Source organism: Streptomyces naganishii JCM 4654 (genome assembly GCF_014650575.1).
Classification (GTDB): Bacteria; Actinomycetota; Actinomycetes; order Streptomycetales; family Streptomycetaceae; genus Streptomyces; species Streptomyces naganishii.
Window position 1 is genome coordinate 99,780 of the sequence record NZ_BMVF01000002.1, and the last position, 20,569, is coordinate 120,348.

Consider the following 20,569-nt stretch of genomic DNA (forward strand, 5'->3'; position numbering starts at 1 on the left):
TCTTCTCAAGTGGCCTGTCGTGCCTGTGTGCTGAGGCTGTGCTGACCCTGTGAGCCGGAGATCCGGCCGGCCGCCCCGGCGGAGAACGCGGGAGCTGCGGGGTGCGGCGCGGGCAGGTGCACGGTGAACACCGTCCGCCCGGGCACGCTGTCGGCGGTCACGGCGCCGCCGTGCGCGCTCGCCACGGCCTGGACGATGGCGAGGCCGAGACCGGTGGAGCCGGTGGCGCGCGAGCGCGCGGTGTCGCCGCGCGCGAACCGTTCGAAGACGTGCGGCAGCAGCTCTCGCGGGATGCCCGGCCCGTCGTCCTCGACGTCCACGCACAGCCATCGCCCGCGCCGTCGCACGCGTGCGGTGACGGTCGTGCCGGGCGGGGTGTGCGTACGGGCGTTGGCCAGCAGGTTGACCAGGACCTGCTGGAGCCGGGCCGCGTCCGCCGGCACGAGCGCGGGCTCGTCGGGCAGGTCCAGCCGCCAGTTGTGGTCCCGCCCGGCCGCGCGCGCGTCGCTGACGGTGTCCACCACGAGCGGTACGAGGTCGGTCCGCTCGAACCGCAGCGGCCGGCCCGCGTCCAGCCGGGCCAGCAGCAGCAGGTCCTCCACCAACAGCGTCATCCGCCCGGCCTCGGACTCGATACGGGCCAGGGCGTGCCGGGTGTCGGGGCCCACCCGTTCGTGTCCGCGGCGGGTGAGTTCGGCGTAGCCGCGTATGGAGGCCAGGGGGGTGCGCAGCTCGTGGCTGGCGTCCGCGACGAACTGCCGTACCCGTGTCTCGCTCTGCTGGCGGGCGAGCAGGGCGCCGTGGACGTGGTCGAGCATCCGGTTCAGCGCGGTGCCGACCCGGCCGACCTCCGTGTGCGGATCCGTCTCCGGCTCGGGCACCCGCTCGCTGAGGATCACCTCGCCGGTGTGCAGGGGGAGTTCGGAGACCCGTGTGGCGGTGGCGGCGACCCGGCGCAGGGGGCGCAGGGCGACGCCCACGATCGCGGCGCCGGCGAGGGAGGCGGCGATGAGGCCTGCGGCGGTGACGCTGATCTCGACCAGGATCAGGGTGTCGATGGTGTTGTCCACGTCGGAGGTGGGGACCGCGACGTAGTAGGACCCGCTGGGGCCGGTCACGTACTGGACGCGGTACCCGCCGAGGCCGGGGATGTCCACGCTGTGCACGGCCCGGTCCCGGGCGGCGGAGCCGAGGGCGGCGAGCTGGGCGCCGGTGAGGGACTCGGCCTCCCTGCGCGGGACGTTGTTGTCGTCGTTCGCCTTCTTGCCGACCTTGGCGTCGGTGATGGAGCCGTCCTCGACCCTCGCGACGATCGTGGAGTCCGGCTGCGGGCCCTGGACGAATTCGGACAGGTCGGTGCCCCTGCGCTGCCGCTGCGGCGTCAGGACGTCGTGGTCGCCCGGCGGGTGGAAACCACCGGCGGCCCGCATCGCCACCTCGTGCAGGCGGCCGTCCAGCTGCTCGTACAGATGGGAGCGCAGCGCGAGTGTCGTCACCGTGGCGATCACCGAGCAGACCACGGCGATCAGCACCACCGACGCGACGACGAGCCGCGTCCGCAGGGTGCGCGGCTGTCCGGTGCGCCGCCTCCCCGCACGCGGCCGCCGCCGCCCGCTCATGAGACGGCGGGCTTGATCAGGTAACCGGCTCCGCGCCGGGTGTGGATCATCGGTTCGCGGCCGGCGTCGATCTTCCGGCGCAGGTAGGAGATGTAGAGCTCGACGACGTTGGCCTGCCCGCCGAAGTCGTACGACCACACCCGGTCCAGGATCTGCGCCTTGCTCAGCACGCGCCGCGGGTTGCGCATGAGAAAGCGCAGCAGCTCGAACTCGGTGGCGGTGAGGTGGATGTTGTCGCCGCCGCGGAAGACCTCGTGGCTGTCCTCGTCGAGGGTGAGGTCGCCGACCACCAGCACGGAGTCCGAGCGGCGGTCGGCGGCGCCCGCGCGCCGGATCAGCCCGCGCAGCCGCGCCACGACCTCCTCCAGGCTGAACGGCTTGGTGACGTAGTCGTCGCCGCCCGCGGTGAGGCCGGCGATCCTGTCCTCGACGGCGTCCTTGGCGGTCAGGAACAGCACGGGCACGTCGGGGAACTCGCGGCGCAGCCGCCCGAGGACGGTGAGTCCGTCCATGTCGGGCAGCATCATGTCGAGGACGACGGCGTCGGGCCGGAACTCGCGCGCGGTCTGGACGGCACCGTGCCCGTCCCCCGCGCTGCGAATCTGCCAGCCCTCGTAGCGCAGGGCCATGGACAGCAGCTCGGTGATCGACAGCTCGTCGTCCACCACAAGCACCCGGACGGGGCTCCCGTCCGGCCTCAGCAGTTCGGTGCGGCCCTGGGGCGAGGTCGTGGTCATGGTGCACACCCTGTCCGCGTCCTCTGAGAGCGCCCTTTCACGAATCTGTGATTTGCCTGAGAAACACACAGGCGGCTCTCAGGGAAACCCTGGGCAGGACCTGGGGCACGCGCGGGTCGTGCGGGGGTCGTGCGGGGGTGCCAAGTCAGCCCAGGTCGAAGAGTTTCGCGCCGTTGTCGTGGCACACCGCGCGCAGCCAGTCGTCTCCGAGGTCCAGCCGTTCGAGGGCGGTGAGCTGGTCGGCGTACGGGTAGGGGATGTTGGGGAAGTCCGAGCCGAGCAGGATGCGGTCGCCGAGGGCGGCCAGCCGGGGCAGGGCGCGGCGGGGAAAGGGAGCGAGCCGCTCGCTGAAGTCGGTGAACGCCATGGTGGTGTCCAGCCGCACCTGCCCGTACCGTTCGGCGAGGCCGAGGAAGTCCTCGTACTCCGGCATGCCCATGTGGGCGACGACCAGCCGCAGCCGCGGATGCCGGGCGAGCACGCGCCCGACGGGCTCGGGCCCCGTGTACTTGCCGGGCGCGGGCCCCGACCCGCAGTGGATCACGACGGGCACTCCGGCCTCGGCGAGCAACCCCCAGGCTGGGTCGAGGAGTTCGTCACCGGGGTCGTACGCCCCCACCTGGACGTGCGCCTTGAAGACCCGGGCGCCCGCCTCCACCGCCTCCCGGACGTACTCGGCCACGCCGTCCTCCGGGAACAGGGTGGAGGTGTGGAGGCAGCCGGGTGTGCGGCGGGCGAAGCCGACCGCCCAGTCGTTCAGCCAGCGGGCCATGCCGGGCTTGTGCGGGTACAGCATCGCGGTGAACGCGCGCACGCCGAACTCCCGCAGCCGCGCCAGGCGTTGGTCCTCCTCCTCCCGGTAGGCGATCGGCCACTCGATGCCGCCGGTGAGCGGGCCGAGCCCGTCGAAGTACTGCCAGACCTTGCGCAGCACGCGCTCGGGCATGAAGTGGGTGTGCACGTCGACGAGCCCGGGCAGCCCGAGCCGCTCCCAGAACCCCCGGACCGCACCCGCCTCCGTCACCGGCCCGGGCGTCTCGGGCGTCTTCGGCTGATCACTCATACCGCCCACGATCAGCCCCCGACCGCCCCCGAGTCCAGCCCGAGCCGGACCGCCCTCACGGAGCGCTCCTGACAGCGGCCCTAGAAAAGCCCCTCCTGCACGTCCGCCGGCACGCGCGGCCCCCGCAGCTCCCGGACCGGAACGGTCAGCCGGCCGGCCCCCGCGTCGTCCCCGGCCGCCCCCAGCTCCCAGCCGGTCATCAGCCGGGTGTCCAGCACGACCACCCCACCGCCCACGGCGGCGAGATGCAGGTCGGGCCCCGCGACCGCGACCAGGTCACCCCCGACCACCCCGCCCGGCACCAGCTCGCTCACCTGGCCGACGGCGGCCGGCAACCCGTCCAGCCCGAACACCGCGCAGTGGTCGACCGGCCGGTACGGCTGCCGCTCCAGCGACTCCGGCCAGCCGGCGAGCGCCACGGCCCGCGCGTGCGCCTCCGCGAGCTCGGCGGACCGCTCCTCGGCGGTGCCGGGCAGCGCGGACCGCACGGCCCGCTTCCGGGCGTACGGGATCCGGTCGGGTACGTCGAGCGCCGCCCGCAGCAGCTCCTCAGTGCGCCGGGCGGCCATCAGCGGCCCGGCGCCGAGCCAGGTGAAGCAGACCGCGCCCTGCTCGAGCAGCCGCGCCGGACCCCGCTCGACCGCGGTGATCCCGACCTTGACCATGCCGGGCCCGAACCACGCCAGGTATACGTGGTAGGGCCGCGGGTCGTCCGCGATCGTGTCGGCGGCCACGGAGTGGGCCCGGTCCAGCCGCGCGCACTCCTCGCACCGTGCCCCCGTACTCCGCCCCGGCACGGCCGCCCGCAACGGACACGGGTGCCCCCGCGCTCCCGCACATGTCCGCACTCCCCCTTCCGCGACCGCGAAGGCCACGCGCCTTCCCCACGTCAGCGGGCTCGTCCGCCCGCCCTCCCACACGAGCGCGGGCCCGCCCCCGGTCGTCCACCGCAGCCCCGCGCACTTCCACACCTGTGCCATCACCGACGAGCGTACGACGCACCACTGACAATCCGGACACGAAGACGGCGGCGGCCGCCCCGCGCCTCCCCGGTCTGCCGGGGAAGGGGGACGGCCGCCGCCGTACGGAGGATGTGTGCGCTCAGCGCACGTCGACGTAGTCGTAGGCGTCGGCGACGGAGGTGGCGCCGTTGCCCGCGTAGTGGAAGCGCCAGGTGCCGTCCACCGAGGCGGTCACCGTGGTCTTCAGGTAACCGCTGGACGAGCTCTTGATCGTCTTGACGGTGCTGTAGGTGCTGCTGCCGGCCTTCTTGAACTGCAGCTGGACGGACTGGCTGCCGTAGCCGTAGTACTTCAGGTAGCTCCAGCTGGCGCGCTTGAGGGTACCGGTGATGGTGATGGTCTTGCCCTTGGAGACGGGCTCGGGACCGGCGTTGAAGCCGCTGAAGCTGGCGGCGCGCTTGATCCACTCGTTCTTGTAGTAGTCGTTCTCGACGAAGTCGCCGTCGTTGCCGGTCGCCTGGACGGTCACGTTCCACCGGCCGTTCAGCGAGCTGTCGTACAGGTCACCGGTCTGGCCCGGCTCCGCCGTGATGGTGAACTTGCACGTGGCGGAGGTGGCGCTCCAGTAGTCGCAGCTCGTGGCGCCGTTCTCGTTCCAGAGGAATCCGTCGAGGTCGTTGTCGAAGTCGGTGCCGTGCCACAGGGCGACGTCCACGCCGTGCGGGTCCTGGTAGATGCCCGACGGGTCGGTCACCGTCACGTAGACGTTGAACGACTTCGGCGACACGCCGACGACGAAGTCCTTGTTGGCGTTGACGGTCACCTTGGTCACCTGGATGTCGCCCTCCGTCCCGGTGGCGGGCGTGGCGGCGAGGGACCGGTGCTTGCTCAGCGCCTGGTGGGCGCTCTTGTACTGCTCGGCCTTGGCAGCAGCCGGGTTCTCCCCGGCATGGGCGGCCGGGACGGCCAGGGCAGTGAGGGCCGCGGCACCGGAGAGGGCCGCGGCGGCCAGGCTGGCACGAATGCGCATCTATGGTCTCCAAGTGGAGATTGGGCCTCACGATGAGTGGGGGTCACCTGGGCCTCAAGAGACTGAGGAGTCTGTTGACTCGCATACGGAGACCCGCGACAACCACGAACGGTTGTACGGCAAACGGAAGTTCTTTGAATCCTGAACGTTGAGGGGCCGGCCCGTGCGAGCCGGGCCGGGCCGGGTGGGAAGCGAGACGCGCTTCGGAAGCCCGATCCAGCAACTTGTCGCCGCACAGAGCGCTTTACCTGGCTCGGCGGCGTTTCCAGCACCGGCGCGCCCTCTCGACCACCGCCACGGCGACGATCAGCGCGCCGACTCTGACGGCGGAGTCGGCCAGGTCCTCGGGGCCTCCGAGGACGCGGGCCAGACCCCATCCCGCAAGTGACAGGGTCGGCCAGACGACGAGCACGATGATCGTGAGTCGACGCCCGCGCGGTGTGGTGTCGGCCATGGGCTGAGGTTACTGGCCGGTCCCTGCAGGCCGGTGAACGGGCCGCAGTCCGTTCTCGGTTACCTGTCAGGTCATCGACCCCGGCGCGTCAGCGTGCCACGATCGTCGACGTACGGCGCCCGACCGACCGGAAGGACACTGGACACCATGCCCGCCTACGCCATAGCTCACCTGCAAGAGGCCGCTCCGCACCCGGAGATCGCCGAGTACATCGAACGCATCCCCGCCACCTTCGAGCCGTACGGCGGCCGCTTCCTCGTGCACGCCACGCAGCACGAGGTGAAGGAGGGCAGCTGGCCCGGGCATGTCGTGGTAATCGGCTTCCCCGGGATCGCCGAGGCGCGGGCCTGGTGGGACTCACCTGCATACCAGGAGATCGCACCGCTGCGCTCGCGGCACATCGAGGGCGACATCATCCTGGTCGAAGGCGTCCCCGGCGGCTACGACCCGGCTGCCACCGCAAAGGCCATGCGGGAGGCCCTGCCTGCCGAGTAGCCCTCCGGCTCGGCCGGGTCCGGCGGCAGGCGGCGAACCCTGCTGGGCGGCGCGCAGCTCTTCGACTCTCGTGCTCAACAGCTCTGCGCGTGGGAGCAGTTCGCTCTTGTTGGCGTCAGCGCCGGCGATCAGTTTCTCGGCCCCGCCCCGCGCTCTGCGCTCTGCGCTCTGCGCTCTGCAAGACTTACGGACTGGAAGACACGCGGCAATCTCAGTAACCCCTACGAGGTCAGCCGAGGTAGGGCCGCTCACGGTGCTCCAGGAAGTGGCGGATCCGGAGCCGCTGCGTGTGGTGCATCGGCAGCTGATCGATCTCCTCCGGCTGGACGAACCGCAGCTCCGTAGACTCGTCCGAGATTGCGAGCCGGCCCCCGACCACGCGGGCGGTGAAGCAGACGTTGAACTGCCTGCGCACCTCACCGTCCGAGTAGGCGATGACGTGACGAGGATCGGTGTACGTGCCCACGAGCCCGGTGATCACTACGTCCAGCCCGGTTTCTTCCTTCACCTCGCGGACGGCCGTTCCTGGGAGTGAGTCGGTCATCTCCATGCCGCCACCTGGCAGCGCCCACAGATCGTTGTCCCTGCGGCGTTGAAGGAGTACGCGCCCTTCGTCGTCGGTGACCACGGCGGACGCGGCGACCACCAGGCTGTTCGGCTCCGGTGCCGCTGGGTCGTCGTAGTACTCGGTTCGCGCCATGGTCACCCTTCTCGAACCGGCGTCGCGGTTTCCCACACCGCGTCGAAGCTGCTGGCGTAGGTGTCGAACATGCCGCCCTTTCCGCTGCGCATCGGCGTCGTCATGGGTGAGGTCGGCGCCCGGGTGCAGATAAGGCCCATCGGTGGCGGCGTCGAATGGGATGTCATGCCAGACAACCTGGTGGCACTGACAGCGCGGGAGGAACTGAGCGCCCGCCTTGCCATCAGGAACGGCAACAGCCGGGACGGGCTGTGATGCGCGCCATCGGCCGGTACGCGGGAGTCCTGCTCATCATCGTGATCAGCGGATCCTGTGGCCTGGTGATCGGCGTGGCCCTTGGTATCGGCCAGTAGACCGGCCGCCCCGAACGGGGTGCCACCTTCCTTGGCTCCCCCTCCCCGTTCTGGGTCGGCCTTCCATCCCCCGGTCGTCATAGGCCGTGCCTCGGCGACCGATGCGGGCGCAAGTGCCAGAGCACAGCGACACTCAAGGAGTATTCGCATGACGGCAACGGCCAACGACCAGAAGACCGGTCGCGCGGTGGCTGGTGAGGAACTGTTCGACAGCCTCACCCACTTCGTGATCGTCCACAACGGGCAGTCCCGCGAACGATCCGAGCGGATCGCGGACCAGGCGGTGGCCTTCGTGGTCACCGCCGCGACCGCGACCGTCCCCATGGTCCCGTCCGACGACGTGGACCTCGGTCTGCACGCACTCATCCTGCACACGAAGGAGTACGCCGCGCTCTGTGACCGGTACGCGGGCCGCTTCCTCCACCACAACCCCATGCCGGGCGGAGGGCCCCGTGACCCGAACGAGGTCGCCGCGTCCGCACACGCGATGAAGGCGGCCGGGTTCATGGTCTTCGACGACCTCTGGACCGTGGACGGCACGAACCTCGCGCAGTGCGACGCGGACTGCGGCCGTCCGTACGGTCAGGCGTAGCGACACGACACCAGCGACGCGGCCGGCCTCGATGCGGGGTCGGCCGCACCGCCCGGAAGGAGAACAGACGTTGTCCGGGACACCCCCTGAACTGCCGATCGTCGTGCTCGACGCACTGATGCCCAAGGCTCAGCGCCTGGTCGTCAATCGTCGAGGCTCGATGGTCTGGGAGGTCGAGAGCCATCGGGGGCGGTACGCCGTGAAGGTCGGCTACCCGATCGAGGCCACGGCCGACTGGCCCGCACAGCCCTGGACGGCACTCGCCCCCGCGCGCGAAGGGGCCGTGCTGTACCGACTCGGCCTCGATGACTTCGCGTACGGCGAATGGGAGCTGGGCACCTGGAACTTCCAGCCGTGGCACGAAGGGCCCGACCTGTACGAGCTGTGGAAACCCTGTCGTGAGCCGGACTCTCGTACGGAACCTCATACCGGCGCGGCCCTCGGCTGCGTAGAGGCGCTGGCCGAGCTACATGGCAAGGGCTGGGCCCACGGCGACGTGCAGCCCGCACACTTCATCATCGGCCCGGATCGTACGCACCTCATCGACCTGGCCTTGGCGCGCGGCGGACACGTCCCCGAGGGGTACGACTTCCCGTTCCGCGGCTGCCTCGTCCACTACGAGGCGCCGGAGATCGCGCGCAGCGTGCTCGCGACCGGAGAGGCAGAGCCTACGCAGGAAGCCGACGTCTATGCGCTCGGCGCCTCCCTGCTCATCTCCGCCACGGGCCGGCGTGCTGTCGAGTACCCGGACGATGCATCGCGCCCCGAGCAGAGAAGGGCAGTGGCAAGCGGCAAGCGTCGGCCCGTGAAGGTGGACGGCGAGCTGGGCGAACTGGTCCACGCCATGCTCAGCCCGGCACCCGGAGACAGGCCCACGATCTACGAGGTCGGTAAGGCCCTGAGCTGAACCGTAGACCCAGGAACTAGAAGACCGCACCACCCCTCAGCCGGGACAGCATTCCGGGTGGTCCGGTCGCGGAAGCTCTGATCAGTATCCGTGCCGGCGCTGCAGGGTGACGGCAACGATTCGGACGACGACAGCGCGGACGGTGTCCCGGTGGCCATCTGACCCGCCCCGTATCGCCCTCGAAGGAGGTTGCCGTCAAAGACTGGCGTCAAGGCAAAAGCCAGAGGCCCCGGATCACTCCGGGGCCTCTCATCTGTGTGCACTCGGCAGGATTCGAACCTGCAACCTTCTGATCCGTAGTCAGATGCTCTATCCGTTAAGCTACGAGTGCTTGTTCTGTTTTGTGTCTTCGCTTCTGGTCCTTGCGGGCCGCTCGCGGCGACAGGAAGAACATTACATGACTGCCGCCGTCATGTGAAATCCATTCCGCACACCCCTTGTGACCTGCGGAAACCTGGTGAGCGGCGGGGAGCTGCCTCGGAAACGCCGAAGCCCCGGTCGGGTGGACCAGGGCTTCGGTGATCGTCAGCGGAGGCGGAGGGATTTGAACCCTCGATGGGCTTTAAGGCCCAAACCGCATTAGCAGTGCGGCGCCATAGACCGGACTAGGCGACGCCTCCAGCACAACCGCTTCACGCGAGCGCGCGAGTGGTGCGTGCAGATGATGACACAGTCGAGCGGGGTGTCACCAATCGGCCTCCACGGTACTAGGCAGGCGGGGCCCAGGGCAAAGCCCTTGGGGGTGGTGGCGGACGGGCGCAACCTCCGATCGGGACGCGCGTTGGTCCTGGCATGGTGCAGGTCAGCTTCCCCCTCCTCTCCTCCGCCCCGCGTCGCACTGTGCGGCGGCTGCTGCTCGGCGGCGCCGCCGCGCTGTCCGCGCTCGCGGCCCTGTCCGCCGTGCCCGCCGCCGCCTCCCCGGGTGCGCCGCCGCCCGTCCGGGACGAGGACCGGCCCGGCGATCACCTCACCGTCACGGTGCGCCACGCGGGAGCCGGCAGGGACGGCACGTACGAGCTGTACTGCCGTCCGGCCGGCGGGAGCCATCCGGATGCGCGGGGCGCGTGCGGGGCGCTGGAGCGGAACACGCGCTGGGGGCGGGACACCTTCGCGCCGGTGCCGGAGGGCAGCGTCTGCACCATGCAGTACGGCGGCCCGGCGACCGCCCACGTCACGGGCACCTGGGCCGGGCGTCCCGTCGACGCGGCGTACGACCGGAGCGACGGCTGCGAGATCGCCCGCTGGGACCGGCTCGTGCCGCTCCTGCCCGACCTCGGTGGCTGAGTGCGAGGGGGAGGGCGTAAAGGTCTCGGGAAGGTCGTGCGGAGCGGAACCGTACGGTCACAGGTTCGACGTCACTTCCCCGTGCGACCTCCCTCTCATTGGGCGTCGCCGGTGCAACCTCAGCGCTTAGACTCCCTCGCGTGACACGCCGCGAGCCGGTTGGCAAGATGGCCTCCGCGGTCGGCAAGGTGCGGTAACAGGGAGGAAGCGTCTCGTGAGCAGCAGGCCATCCCGAGGCGCTGCTCGCCTCGCTGCCATACTCGACGCGCTGCCCGACGCCCTGGTGCTGGTCAACGCCAACGGCACGGTCGTCAACGCCAACAGCATCGCCCTGGAGGCCTTCGAGACGCCGGGCACCGCACTCGTCGGGCGCGGGCTGCTCGACCTGCTGCCGCAGTTCGACTCCAAGCTGATCCCCGGCTCCATGCGCCGCCCCGACCACATCGACCCGCGCGGGCGTACCAAGCCCACCCGGATGACCGCCCGGCGGACCGACGGCACGGAGTTCCCGGTCGAGGTCACGAGCGCGAATCTGGAGAACGGCCACCAGGCCTACGACGGCTCCGGCTGGAGCGGCGACGAACTGCTGATGCTGGTCGTCCGCGACCTCTCCGGCACCGTCGACACCGAGGCCGAACTCGCCCGCTCGCAGCGCCAGACCGAGATGATCCTGCGCGCCGCCTCCGAGGGCGTGGTCGGCACCGACACCGACGGCCGCATCGTCCTCGTCAACCCGGCCGCCGCCCAGATACTGGGCTACCGCGCCGGCGAGCTCGGCGGCCGCGAGCTGCACACCCTGGTCCTGCACTCGCGCGGCGACGGCTCGCCCTTCCCGTACGAGGAGTCGCCGCTCGCCGACACCCTGCGTTCCGGGCGCAAGCACCGGGTGCGCGGGCAGGTGCTGTGGTCCAAGCCCGGGAACAAGGTGCCGGTCGACCTCACGACCGCCCCGGTGCGCGACGGCGACCAACTCGTCGGCGCCGTGATGACCTTCACCGACCGGCGTCCCTACGACGCCCTCGCCGAGGAGAAGGCCGAGGCCGCCAAGCGGCACGAGGAGGAGCTCGAGCGCCTCGCCGAGGAGCACGCCTCCGAGCTGACCGCCCTGCGCCAGCAGCACGTCACCGAGGTCGAGGAGCTCACCGAGCGGCACGCGGAGGAGCTCGCCGCGAACGAGGAGCGGTACGCCGCGCTCGGCGAGCGCGAGAAGGACCGCTACGAGGCGCTGGCCGCCCGGCACGAGCAGTTGCTGACCCTCCTGGGCGGTTCACTGCGCGGTCCCCTGGACGAACTGCGCCGCGAGCTGGCCGCCCTCGCCGCCGACGACGCCGGGCAGCTGTGGCCCGAGGCCAACCAGGTGCTCCACCACCTCTCCGCCGGCTACTCCCGCATCACCACCCTCATCGACAACGTCCTCGGCTACCAGCGCCTGGACGTCGGCAGCGAGGAGATCACCCGTACCAAGGTGATGCTCGACGCGGTCGTCGCCGCCGGTGTCGAGGGCGCCGTCGAACTCGTCGGGCCCGGGCGGGTGCAGTTCGCCGTGCACGCGCCGCCCATCGAGGCCGAGGTCGACCCGCGGCGCCTCGCCACCGCGCTCGCGCACCTCGTCGCCGACGTGGCCGGGGTCGACGCGACCGGCAACGCGCCGGTGTCGGCGGGCGGTTACATGGACAACACCGTCGTGGTGGCGGCCGCGCAGCGCGGCGAGGTCGTACGGATCGAGGTGCGCGGGCCGTACGCCGGCGGCGACCCGGTGCACGAGCCGATCGTGCGCGGGATCGTCCGGGCGCACGGCGGTGTGCTGCAGACCCACGAGGTGCCGGGCATGAGCGGCAGCGCCTACGTGCTCGAGGTGCCGCTCGGCGGGGGCGCCGGGGCCGTGGCGGCGGCCGCGGCCGCCCTGCCCGACCAGGCCCGGGCCGAGGACGTTCCCGCCCTCGCGGCCGGTTCCGCCGAGGTCGCCGTGTTCGAGCCGGCGCCGGCCGGCGGCGGGCGGCGTCGGGGCCGGCGGGCCTCCACCGACGCGTTCCTGGAGGGTGACGGAGAGGCCGGGGCACCCGCCGAGGCCGCATCCGTAGCCCCAGCCACTGCCACTGCCGCGCAGCCCACCGGGCGGCGCAGGCGGCGGGCGGCCGCGGCCGGGGAGCCCGGCGAGCCCGCACAGGTCTCCCCGCAGGTCCCCGCACCGGTCCCCCCGCAGGTCCCGGCGCAGGGCGCCGAGGTCTCCGGCGGTGGTACGGGTCGGCGGCGCGGGCGGCCCGCGGAGGACGCGGGCGTGGCCGAGGGCGCCGTACTGACGGCGGCCGAACACGCCGCCGGTACGGCCGCGGCCGGCACCGGCCTGGGCGGTACGGTGCCGCCGCAGGGCGTGCCCGCCGGCACCGGACGGCGCGCCCGGCGCGAGACCGGCGAGCCCCACGCCCTGCCCGCCGCGCTTCCCGCGGCCGCGGCCATGAACGGGCAGCAGGCGGCTCTGGAGGCGCCGGGGGACGCGGTGGCCGCGCAGGCCGCCGGTCAGGCCCCCGCGCAGCTTCCCGCGAACACCTCACCTCAGCCCACCGGCCGCCGGCGGCGGGCACTGGCCGCGGCGAACGAGCGCGCCGCGGCCCAGGAGGCGGCTCCCCGTACGGTTTTCGCCCTGCCGCCCGCCGAGGCCGACCGGCCCGAGGGTGGCGTCGATCCGCAGGCCGCCGCCGCGGTCCCCGGCGCTCCGGTCGCTCCCGCCGCCCCCGCCGCCCCGGTGGGTGACGCGGGCCGGCACGACGCCGTCCCCCACGACCAGGCCGACGACCACACCCCGCCGCAGCCGCACCCCGCGAGCGCCCCGACGGGACGCCGACGGCGGGCGGCCGCCACGCCGGAGACCGCGCCACCGGCCGCCACGCCGGCACAGGGCGTTCCGGCGCAGGGCACCCCCGTACCAGGCACCCCCGTACAGGCCGATCCCGCCGGCACGGGACCGGCCGTGCCGGGAACCCACCCGCCCGTGCCCGGCCGGCAGCCCATGCCGGCACAGCCGGCGCCCGCGCAGGCGCTGCCCGGGCAGATGCCGCCCGCCCAGCACCCCGCCCCGGGCGCGGGTACGCCCGTACCGGCGGCCCCCGCCGGTACGCCGCCCCACGGCACCGCCGGGCCCGCGCCCACCCCCGCCACCGGCACCGCCCTTCCGCCCGAGCGGCCCGCCGGGCAGCCCGTCGCGCAGCCGCTGCCAGCCGAGGCCGCCGCCGCACCGCCCGTGGACCCGAACTCCACGCAGGGCCGTGCGATCAGCGTGCGGACGCTGGGGCAGGGCGTGCCGTTCAGCCGCCAGGCGGCCCAGGTGCAGGTGCCGCAGCCGCCCACGGCCACCCCGCCCCCGCACGCGACCAACGGTTCCGGCCGCCGCCGCAAGCTGGGCACCCCGCCCGACCCGGCCGCCGGACGCCCGCACCCCGCGCCCGCGCAGGCCCCCGCCGGACAGCCCACGCCGGCGCCCGTACCCACGCCCCCGGCGCAGCCCTCCCTCGGCGGCCCCACCGCGCCCGTCGCACCCGCCGCACCCGCCCGGCCCGCGCCGACGACCGAGGGCGCCGGACGCTCGTACGCCATAGGGGCCCCGGACGAGAACGCGGCCGAGGGTCCCGAGCCGCTGGACGGCCCCGGCGGTGCCGTGGAGGTCGCGGACACCCCGCGGCCACAGCCGTTGGACGACGAACTGCCGCCGGAGCCGCTGGACAACCCGCGTCGGCTGCTGGTCTGGCCGGCGCCGGACGTCACCACACAGCAAGCGCTCAGCGACCGCGGCTACCGGCCGGTGATCGTGCACTCGCGCGAGGAGGTCGACGCGCAGATCGCGGCCTTCCCCGCCGCGCTCTTCGTCGACCCGCTGACCGGGCCGATCACGCGCACCGCGCTTCAGTCGCTGCGCCAGGCGGCGGTCGCGGCCGAGGTACCGGTGCTGGTCACGGCCGGGCTCGGGCAGGCGACGCGCGAGGCGGCCTACGGCGCCGACCCCGCCGTACTGCTGAAGGCGCTCGCGCCGCGTGACAGCGAGCAGCACCCGCCGCGCGTCCTGCTGATCGAGGAGCACGCGGAGATCGCGCTGGCGCTGACGGCGACGCTGGAGCGGCGCGGGATGCAGGTGGCGCGGGCCGCGAACGACAACGACGCGGTGGCGCTGGCCGGGCAGTTCCGGCCGAACCTGGTCGTGATGGACCTGATGCAGGTGCACCGGCGCCGGGCCGGGATCCTGGACTGGCTGCGTGCCAACGGGCAGCTCAACCGCACCCCGCTGGTCGTCTACACGGCCGCCGTCGACCAGGCCGACCTGCCGCGGCTGGCGTCCGGGGAGACGGTGCTGTTCCTCGCCGAGCGCTCGACCAGCCCCGAGGTGCAGGCCCGGATCGTCGACCTGCTCTCCCGCATCGGCACCAACTGACCACCGGCCGACCGGCCGGCCGGGGCGACGAGCGGGAGAGCAGTCGAGGCGTTCCTGCGGCGGTGAGGCCGCCGGGGCCGGTGGTGCCCTGGGCTCCCTCAGAGCCGGGTGACGTCCAGCTCACCCTCGGCGTACTGCCTGCGCAGCACCTTCTTGTCGAACTTGCCCACGCTCGTCTTCGGGACCGCCTCGATGATCGTCCAGCGCTCCGGGAGCTGCCACTTGGCGATCTTCCCCTCCTCCAGCAGGAAGGTCCGCAGGGACGCGAAGTCGGCGGTGGCGCCCTCCTTCAGGACGACCGTGGCCAGCGGGCGCTCGCCCCACTTGTCGTCGGGTACGGCGACGACGGCGGCCTCGGCGACGTCCGGGTGGGACATCAGCGCGTTCTCCAGGTCGACCGAGGAGATCCACTCGCCGCCCGACTTGATGACGTCCTTGGCCCGGTCGGTCAGGGTGAGGAAGCCGTCCGGGCTGATGGTGCCCACGTCACCGGTCTTCAGCCAGCCGTCCTCGCTGAACTTGTCGGCGGGGCGCAGCGGTTCGGCGTCGGGACCATTGTAGTAGGCGCCGGCGATCCACGGGCCGCGGACCTCCAGCTCGCCCGCCGACTCGCCGTCCCAGGGCAGGTGTTCGCCGCCGGGTCCGGTGAGGCGGGCCTCGACGCCGGCCGGGAAGCGGCCCTGGGTGAGCCGGTAGGCGAACTCCTCGTCGGTGCCGATCGCGGCGGCCGGCGGGCGGGCCACCGTGCCGAGCGGGGAGGTCTCCGTCATGCCCCAGGCGTGGCAGACCCGCATGCCGAGCTCGTCGAAGGCCCGCATGAGCGAGGGCGGGCAGGCCGAGCCGCCGATGGTCACCTGGGTGAGGGTGGAGACGTCACGCGGGCGGGCGGTCAGCTCGGTGAGCAGGCCCTGCCAGATGGTGGGGACGGCGGCGGCGTGGGTGGGCCTGATGCCCTCGATCATCTCGGCGAGCGGGGCGGGCTGCAGGAACCGGTCCGGCATCAGCATGTTGACGCCGGTCATGAAGGTGGCGTGCGGCAGGCCCCAGGCGTTGACGTGGAACTGGGGCACCACGATCAGCGAGGTGTCCTGGTCGGTGAGGCCCATGGACTGGGTCATGTTGACCTGCATGGAGTGCAGGTAGATCGAACGGTGGCTGTAGACCACGCCCTTGGGGTCGCCGGTGGTGCCGGAGGTGTAGCACATGGCGGCGGCCCGGCGCTCGTCCAGCTCGGGCCAGTCGTACGCGGTCGGCTTGCCGGCGATCAGTTCCTCGTACTCGTGCACCCGCACGATGCCCGTGTCGGCGAGCAGCGAGCGGTCGCCGGGGCCGGTGACGACGATGTGCTCGACCGTCTTGAGGTGGGGCAGCAGCGGGGCGAGCAGGGGCAGCAGCGAGCCGTTGGCGATGATCACGCGGTCGGCGGCGTGGTTGACGATCCAGACCAGCTGCTCGGCGGGGAGGCGGAGGTTCAGGGTGTGCAGGACCGCGCCCATGGAGGGGATCGCGAAGTACGCCTCGACGTGCTCGGCGTTGTTCCAGGCGAGGGTCGCCACGCGGTCGTCGTCGCGGATCCCCAGGTCCTCGCGCAGGGCGTGCGCCAGCTGGGCCGCGCGCTCGCCGACCTCGGCGAAGGAGCGGCGGTGCGGCTCGCCGTCCCCCGTCCAGGTGATCACCTGCGAGGACCCGTGGATCGTCGACCCGTGGGTCAGGATCCTCGAGATCAGCAGCGGTACGTCCTGCATGGTGCTCAGCACGGCGTCCTCCCGGGGCGGCATTGCCTACGCGGTAGTAAAGGTTGCGCTGATTCTGCGCACATACCGCGCGGTATGTCACTAGGGACGGCCGATCGATCACGTGACCTTCTGCACGGAGGGACCGGACGGACTGGAGGGGGCGTGCCTCACGCGGCTGCAGGCTCGGGGTTCAGCTCGGGGTTCAGCTCGGGGTCCTCGCGCAGCTTGCCGAGCGCGCGGGAGACCGCCGACTTCACCGTGCCCACCGAAACGCCGAGCACCTCGGCCGTCTGCGCCTCGGAGAGGTCCTCGTAATACCTGAGGACGACCATGGCCCGCTGCCGCGCCGGCAGCTTCATGATCGCCCGCCACATGGCGTCGCGCAGGGCCTGCCGCTCCGCCGGGTCGGCCGCGTCCGGAACGGGCTCCGGCTCGGGCAGTTCCTCGCAGGTGAACTCGTCGACCTTGCGCTTGCGCCACTGCGACGTTCGGGTGTTGAGCAGCGCGCGGCGGACGTAGCCGTCGAGCGCCCGGTGGTCCTCGATCCGCTCCCACGCGACGTACGTCTTGGTGAGCGCGGTCTGCAGCAGGTCCTCCGCGTCGCTCGGGTTCGCGGTGAGCGACCGGGCGGTGCGCAGCAGCACCGGCCGGCGGGCCCGTACGTACGAGGCGAACGACGGATACGCCAGGGTCTGCGCCGCCCCCGGTACGGCGGCGGTCGACGCGCTGGTGCAGACGGGTGTGGTCATGGCTCCACGCTAGGAGCGGTGCCCGCCCGGCGGATCGGCCGCAGGTCCCGAAGCGGAGTCCGCCTCAGGTTGTAGGGGTGGGGCCTGCCGCACCTCCTGAAGGTGGACGGACGAGGAGTACGGCCTGCGGGTTATCCCTGGGGTGGTGCGGGAGGGGCGCCCCTGGTGGTCCGAAAGGGACACCCCCGGGTGGCCCGCCTGGGTGGTGCGGGGCGGGGGCCTGCGGCTCAGGCGCCGGTCGTGAGGATCAGGCCGGAGGTGGGCACGCCGGTCCCCGCCGTCACCAGGGTCCGGGCCGCCCCCGGCACCTGGTTGACGGCGGTGCCGCGCAGTTGCCGTACGGCCTCCGCGATGCCGTTCATGCCGTGCAGGTACGCCTCTCCCAGCTGCCCTCCGTGCGTGTTCAGCGGCAGCCGTCCCGCCGCCACGAAGTCCGCCGCCTCGCCCCTGCCGCAGAACCCGAACTCCTCCAGCTGGGTCAGCACGAACGGCGTGAAGTGGTCGTAGAGGATCGCGACGTCCACGTCGGCCGGCCCGAGCCCGGACGTGCGCCACAGCCGGCGCGCGACGACGGCGGACTCGGGCAGTCCGGTCAGGTCGTCGCGGTAGAAGCTGGTCATCTGCTCCTGCGCGCGCCCCGCGCCCTGCGCCGCGGCGGTCACGACGGCGGGCGGGTGCCGCAGGTCGCGGGCCCGCTCGACGGAGGTCACGACGAGCGCCTGGCCGCCGTCCGTCTCCTGGCAGCAGTCCAGCAGCCGCAGCGGCTCGACGATGGGCCGCGAGGCCGCGTGGTCGGCGAGCGTGATGGGACGGCCGTGGAAGTACGCCGCCGGGTTGGCCGCCGCGTACCGCCGCCCGGCCACCGCCACCTGCCCGAACGCCTCGGGCGTGAGCCCGTACGCGTGCAGGTAGCGCTGCGCGGCCATGGCCACCCAGGACGCGGGCGTGAGCAGCCCGAACGGCAGCACCCAGCCGAGCGCGGCGCCCTCCGCCGAGGGCTCCCGGCGCTGCACCCCGGAGCCGAAGCGGCGGCCCGAGCGCTCGTTGAACGCGCGGTAGCAGACCACGACCTCGGCCACGCCCGCCGCGACGGCGAGCGCCGCCTGCTGCACGGTCGCGCAGGCCGCGCCGCCGCCGTAGTGGATCCGCGAGAAGAAGGACAGCTCCCCCGTCCCGCACGCCTGGGCGACGGTGATCTCCGGGCTGGTGTCCATGGTGAACGTGACCATCCCGTCCACGTCACCGGGCGCGAGACCGGCGTCGTCGAGCGCCGCCCGCACCGCCTCGACCGCCAGCCGCAGCTCGCTGCGGCCGGAGTCCTTGGAGAACTCGGTCGCCCCGATGCCCACGATCGCGGCCCGGCCTCCGAGGCCGTCCCCGGCGCTCATGAACCTGAGCCCGAGGGGGGAGCCGGGGTGGCCGGGGGAACCGGGGCGCCGGCCGGGGGAGCCGGGGCGACGGTGAGGGTGACCGTGCCGGTCACGTGCGTGCCGAGGCGGTTCTCGCCGCGCACGCCGATCCGTACGGTGTCGCCGTCCACCTCCGTCACCGTCCCGGAGAGGACCATCGTGTCGCCCGGGTAGTTGGGCACCCCCAGCCGTATCGCCACCCGGCGGAGCACGGCGGCCGGGCCGAAGTGGTCGGTGATGTAGCGGCCGACCAGGCCGTTGGTGGTGAGGATGTTCATGAACACGTCCGGAGAGCCCTTGGCGCGCGCCAGCTCCGGATCGTGGTGCACGTCCTGGTAGTCCCGCGAGGCGATGGCGCCGGCCACGATCAGCGTGCGGGTGACGGGGACGGTGAGAGGCGGCAGCTCGGCCCCCACCTCAAGGACCGGGTCCTGCGACGCGCCGGTCATGATCCCTCCCGGGCTCGGAAGACGGGCAGTACGAAGGGACCGTCACCGTCACCCTCGTCACCGGCGTCCGTCCCGTACCGCCGGAACTCGGCCTCGACCGGCATGCCGATCCGGACCTTGTCGTACGGCACTCCGACCACGTTGCCCACCATCCGCACCCCTTCCGCGAGTTCGACGAGGGCGACCGCGTAGGGAGGGTCGAAGGCCGGGAAGGGCGGGTGGTGCATGACGACGTACGAGAAGACCGTGCCCCCGCCGCCCGCCTCGACGGTGTCCCACTCCAGGCAGCCGCAGGCGTTGCAGCCGGGCAGCCAGGGGTGGCGCAGGGTGCCGCAGCCGGTGCAGCGCTGGATCAGCAGGCGGCCCCGCGCGACGCCCTCCCAGAAACCGGCGTTGTCCCGGTTGACGACGGGACGCGGGCGGCGGTGTTTCGGGGTGTTCTCCCGGCTTTTCCCGGCGGTGGGCGCGTACTTGAGGATGCGGAAGCGGTGGGTCCCGGCGAGTTCCGTGCCGACGCGGACGTCGGTGCGGGTGGTGACGAAGTAGCCGGTGCCGAGCCTGGTGGTCTTGCGGTCCGAGACCGACTCGATCACCGTGTCGAAGGTCACGACGTCTCCGGGTCGCAGCGGACGTGCGTACTCCTGCTCGCAGTCGGTGGCGACGACCGAGGTGCAGCCGGCGGCGTCGAGGAGGGCGAGCAGCTCGCCGAAGGCCTCGGTGCGGCCGGGCGGACCGGCCTGTCCGGCGAGGCCCGCCATCGTCCAGGCCTGGAGCATGGTGGGCGGGGCGATGGCGCCGGGTCCCGTGTACGCCGGGCAGGTGTCGCCCATGGCCTCGCACCAGTGCCGGATCATCGGTGCGTTCACGGGGTCCTTGCCCACCCCGGCGACGGCGGCCGCGCGCCCCTCGAACTCCTTGAGCCGGGCGCCCAGTTCGCCCTCTTGCCGCTCGCTCAGCATTTTCTGACTGTCCGTCAGATAGCGCACTGTGTCAAGGTCACCGACCCGGCCGGGACGGACGCCCGCGCGGCGGCGCCGAAGCACCGCCGCGCGGAGTGTGAAGCATCCCCACAAGCACACCCGTGAGGGTGTTCAGGCCGGGCGGGTCCCCAGATGTCCCGCCGGCCCGTCCCGGCTCACCACAGGCGGGTGAAGCGGACGGCGACGTTCTCGTTGCCCTGCTGGACGGCCGTGAACGCGGAGCCGTTGACCTGGGCGCTGTTGCTCTGGTTCGACGCGCCGGAGCCGACCGCCTGCTGCTGCGTGGTGGACGAGTTGCCGCTGTTGTCGCGGCCGACCCCGCTGCCCGCGACGCTCGCGGCGCCCGCGTTCGATCCGCTGCCCGCGATGGCGCCATTGTCCGCGGCCGCGATCCCGGTGAACAGGGCGGCGGCGAGCGGGACCGCCGTGACGGCGGCGAGAACGCGAGCGGTACGGATGCCTGCCATGTGGCTCCTCCATGGAGAGGTGACGGTGATGGTGGTGGTGAACTGCGTGAAGTACGGCTCTGACCGGGGCGGTTGACCGGATGCCGACCGCCCGGACGGTTTCTCGCGACGTCGCAGGAACAGGGTTGCCCAGCGCGCTCCGCGGAACCACTCCACCTCCCCC

General features: G+C 72.6%; 19 protein-coding genes, 2 tRNA genes and 1 pseudogene. 6 read left to right on the top strand and 16 right to left on the bottom strand.

Going from position 1 to position 20,569, the window contains the following annotated elements; translation table 11 throughout:
* Positions 1–5: 5 nt before the first annotated feature.
* From IE217_RS03275 to IE217_RS03300, 6 genes are all read right to left on the bottom strand, one after another.
* Positions 6–1,619, bottom strand: coding sequence for a sensor histidine kinase (locus IE217_RS03275; protein ID WP_190176159.1), 1,614 nt, complete (start codon positions 1,617–1,619; stop codon positions 6–8).
* A complete protein-coding gene (locus IE217_RS03280) occupies positions 1,616–2,356 on the bottom strand; it encodes a response regulator transcription factor (protein WP_190176160.1) in 741 nt (246 codons plus the stop codon). The genes IE217_RS03275 and IE217_RS03280 overlap by 4 nt, the downstream gene beginning before the upstream one ends.
* A 145-nt stretch (positions 2,357–2,501) precedes the next feature.
* Positions 2,502–3,419 (bottom strand): amidohydrolase family protein, encoded by a 918-nt coding sequence (locus tag IE217_RS03285; protein WP_190176161.1) that lies wholly within the window; start codon positions 3,417–3,419, stop codon positions 2,502–2,504.
* Between the two features lie 80 nt (positions 3,420–3,499).
* Positions 3,500–4,399: a DUF2797 domain-containing protein gene (locus tag IE217_RS03290; protein ID WP_190176162.1), complete on the bottom strand. Its 900-nt coding sequence runs from the start codon at positions 4,397–4,399 to the stop codon at positions 3,500–3,502.
* 121 nt (positions 4,400–4,520) lie between these two features.
* The gene (locus tag IE217_RS03295; protein ID WP_190176163.1) at positions 4,521–5,411 is read right to left on the bottom strand and encodes a calcium-binding protein; all 891 of its coding nucleotides are present in this window, start codon (positions 5,409–5,411) and stop codon (positions 4,521–4,523) included.
* A gap of 244 nt (positions 5,412–5,655) precedes the next feature.
* Positions 5,656–5,865: a hypothetical protein gene (locus tag IE217_RS03300; RefSeq protein ID WP_190176164.1), complete on the bottom strand. Its 210-nt coding sequence runs from the start codon at positions 5,863–5,865 to the stop codon at positions 5,656–5,658.
* Between the two features lie 147 nt (positions 5,866–6,012).
* Here IE217_RS03300 and IE217_RS03305 point away from each other — a divergent pair, with 147 nt between their 5' ends.
* Positions 6,013–6,360, top strand: a complete 348-nt coding sequence (locus IE217_RS03305) for a DUF1330 domain-containing protein (RefSeq protein ID WP_190176165.1) — start codon at positions 6,013–6,015, stop codon at positions 6,358–6,360.
* 229 nt (positions 6,361–6,589) lie between these two features.
* On the opposite strand, the gene IE217_RS03310 is transcribed toward IE217_RS03305, so the two are convergent.
* Positions 6,590–7,060, bottom strand: coding sequence for an NUDIX domain-containing protein (locus tag IE217_RS03310; RefSeq protein WP_190176166.1), 471 nt, complete (start codon positions 7,058–7,060; stop codon positions 6,590–6,592).
* Positions 7,061–7,062: 2 nt separating this feature from the next.
* Positions 7,063–7,143, bottom strand: a pseudogene (locus IE217_RS34460) (XRE family transcriptional regulator); the annotation flags it as partial.
* On the opposite strand from IE217_RS34460, the gene IE217_RS03315 reads away from it, so the two are divergent.
* The 3 genes from IE217_RS03315 (at position 7,130) to IE217_RS03325 (ending at position 8,912) form a co-directional block, all read left to right on the top strand.
* Positions 7,130–7,315, top strand: coding sequence for a hypothetical protein (locus IE217_RS03315; RefSeq protein WP_229865003.1), 186 nt, complete (start codon positions 7,130–7,132; stop codon positions 7,313–7,315). The pseudogene IE217_RS34460 and the gene IE217_RS03315 sit on opposite strands and share 14 nt — an antisense overlap.
* Positions 7,316–7,561: 246 nt before the next feature.
* Complete coding sequence (locus IE217_RS03320) at positions 7,562–8,005, top strand: UCP032817 domain-containing protein (RefSeq protein WP_190176167.1); 444 nt, start codon at positions 7,562–7,564, stop codon at positions 8,003–8,005.
* A 70-nt stretch (positions 8,006–8,075) separates the two neighbouring features.
* Complete coding sequence (locus IE217_RS03325) at positions 8,076–8,912, top strand: protein kinase domain-containing protein (RefSeq protein ID WP_190176168.1); 837 nt, start codon at positions 8,076–8,078, stop codon at positions 8,910–8,912.
* A gap of 258 nt (positions 8,913–9,170) precedes the next feature.
* Here IE217_RS03325 and IE217_RS03330 read toward each other — a convergent pair.
* Positions 9,171–9,243 (bottom strand) — tRNA-Arg (locus IE217_RS03330).
* A gap of 198 nt (positions 9,244–9,441) precedes the next feature.
* Positions 9,442–9,532, bottom strand: a tRNA-Ser gene (locus IE217_RS03335).
* Between the two features lie 172 nt (positions 9,533–9,704).
* Here IE217_RS03335 and IE217_RS03340 point away from each other — a divergent pair.
* Both IE217_RS03340 and IE217_RS03345 read left to right on the top strand, forming a co-directional pair.
* On the top strand, positions 9,705–10,196 hold the full coding sequence (locus IE217_RS03340) for an SSI family serine proteinase inhibitor (protein ID WP_190176169.1): 492 nt from the start codon (positions 9,705–9,707) through the stop codon (positions 10,194–10,196).
* Positions 10,197–10,410: 214 nt separating this feature from the next.
* Positions 10,411–14,616: a PAS domain-containing protein gene (locus IE217_RS03345; protein WP_190176170.1), complete on the top strand. Its 4,206-nt coding sequence runs from the start codon at positions 10,411–10,413 to the stop codon at positions 14,614–14,616.
* 98 nt (positions 14,617–14,714) lie between these two features.
* On the opposite strand, the gene IE217_RS03350 is transcribed toward IE217_RS03345, so the two are convergent.
* The 6 genes from IE217_RS03350 to IE217_RS03375 form a co-directional block, all read right to left on the bottom strand.
* Positions 14,715–16,394 (bottom strand): long-chain fatty acid--CoA ligase, encoded by a 1,680-nt coding sequence (locus tag IE217_RS03350; protein ID WP_190176171.1) that lies wholly within the window; start codon positions 16,392–16,394, stop codon positions 14,715–14,717.
* Between the two features lie 125 nt (positions 16,395–16,519).
* On the bottom strand, positions 16,520–17,101 hold the full coding sequence (locus tag IE217_RS03355; RefSeq protein ID WP_190176172.1) for a SigE family RNA polymerase sigma factor: 582 nt from the start codon (positions 17,099–17,101) through the stop codon (positions 16,520–16,522).
* 227 nt (positions 17,102–17,328) lie between these two features.
* Positions 17,329–18,489 (bottom strand): lipid-transfer protein, encoded by a 1,161-nt coding sequence (locus IE217_RS03360; protein ID WP_190176173.1) that lies wholly within the window; start codon positions 18,487–18,489, stop codon positions 17,329–17,331.
* Entirely contained in the window at positions 18,486–18,959 is a 474-nt protein-coding gene (locus IE217_RS03365) for a MaoC family dehydratase (protein WP_190176174.1), read from the bottom strand. The genes IE217_RS03360 and IE217_RS03365 overlap by 4 nt, the downstream gene beginning before the upstream one ends.
* On the bottom strand, positions 18,956–19,918 hold the full coding sequence (locus IE217_RS03370) for a bifunctional MaoC family dehydratase N-terminal/OB-fold nucleic acid binding domain-containing protein (RefSeq protein WP_190176175.1): 963 nt from the start codon (positions 19,916–19,918) through the stop codon (positions 18,956–18,958). The genes IE217_RS03365 and IE217_RS03370 overlap by 4 nt, the downstream gene beginning before the upstream one ends.
* Positions 19,919–20,094: 176 nt before the next feature.
* Positions 20,095–20,406, bottom strand: coding sequence for a hypothetical protein (locus tag IE217_RS03375; RefSeq protein WP_190176176.1), 312 nt, complete (start codon positions 20,404–20,406; stop codon positions 20,095–20,097).
* Positions 20,407–20,569 lie beyond the last annotated feature (163 nt).